This window comes from Breznakia blatticola, from assembly GCF_004365815.1.
In the GTDB taxonomy this organism is placed as follows: Bacteria; Bacillota_I; Bacilli_A; order Erysipelotrichales; family Erysipelotrichaceae; genus Breznakia; species Breznakia blatticola.
The window spans coordinates 1-1,575 of the sequence record NZ_SODD01000092.1; the positions used below are offsets into that span (position 1 = coordinate 1).

At 34.5% G+C, this 1,575-nt stretch carries 1 protein-coding gene; it reads left to right on the plus strand.

The features are described from left to right. Positions 1-138: 138 nt before the first annotated feature. A partial coding sequence (locus tag EDD63_RS11480; protein WP_243833776.1) for a transposase occupies positions 139-1,575 on the plus strand: 1,437 nt, incomplete at its 3' end.

The window sequence follows — 1,575 nt, forward strand, 5'->3', positions numbered from 1 at the left end:
TATAATTTATTTGTGAAAACTAACCAAGAACATACTATCATATACCAGCCGTATATGCTACTACCAAAATCATTTTCTTTTGAAAATGATGTAGAATTTGATGATATTAGTAGAAGTGTTATTGAAGTCGTGGGAGGAATGAATTTAAAGAATGTTATCGACTTTAATAAATGCAATACTAGAGCTCATGATCCTGTCATGATGCTAACTCTTATCTTATTAGCTTATGCTGAAGATGGGAAAATGACATTACGCTCTCTAGCGGCTAAGTGTCGTTACGATATGCGTTATGCGACAATCGCTTGTGGCAAGACACCAAGCTATAAAGCATTCCAAAGATTTATAAACAATATACTTAAGTGCTCAATTGATGAGTTGTTTAAGCAAGTATATTTATACATACAAAACAAAGAAGCATTGGAAGAAAACATTCTATATATAGATGGAACGAAGTTTGAAGCTAATGCAAATAAAATGACGTTCTTTTGGCGTGCATGGCAAAAAAGATATCAGCCTCGCCACTGGAAAAAGTGCATTGAAATCATTAGACAAATTAATACATATTTTAAAAAGAATGAAATCAATATCAGGTATTCTATTATTAAAAAACCAAGCATAGAATATTTGATTGAGATTGATGAACGAATCGAAAAGTACATCGTTGAAAAGAAGTTTATCCGTAGAAGACGTGGAAAACACGAGCTTGCCAAACTAGTTGATGAACTTAAGAAAAGTGCAATTAAAATGTGGCAATATGCGATGGCTACTGATGTATTAGGCAATCGCAATAGTTTTTCAAAGACAGATGCAGATGCAACATTTATGCATATGAAGTACGATTATTATAACCACACAAATGTCTTCAAACCAGGATACAATGTACAGGCTGGTATCGTTGACGGATACATTGCACATATGTATATAAGTGCAGATCCAAACGACATCAAAACGTTACAGCCATTTTTAAATGAATTCAAAAAGCAATATGATGAATATCCAAAAACAGTTGTCGGAGATGCAGGATATGGAGGATATGATAATTATGAGTTCTGCAAACGAAACAGTATAGAAGCTGTACTTAAATATAGTGGATATGAAGCAAAGAAGAAAAAAGTAAATGATAAGAATCGCTATCATTTAGTACATTTTGAAAGGACAACTGACGGAACACCAATTTGTCCGCAAGGATATGCATTTGATATAGAGAGAACCAGTGTAAAGCATTTTGGCTTAACACCAAAGGTTACAATATATTATCGCAATTCTAATTGTGCGGCATGTCCAGTAAGAAACAGATGCACAAAAGCCACAAAAGGACGCACAGCGCAAATCACCCCAGCATTAGAAAAAGAAAAGAAACGTATTGATGACCTTCTTGAAACCGGACGTGGAAAGCAATTGCTAAGTAATCGAAGTTCGCAAGCAGAGGGAACATTTGCAGATATTAAAGAAAATTTCAAATACACTCGTTTACAAAGACGAGGAGAAAGTGGTGTCGAGGTAGAAATGAAGCTTGTAGGGATTGGCTTCAATTTACGTAAGTACCATAATAAAAAACATGGGAAACCGAAAGAC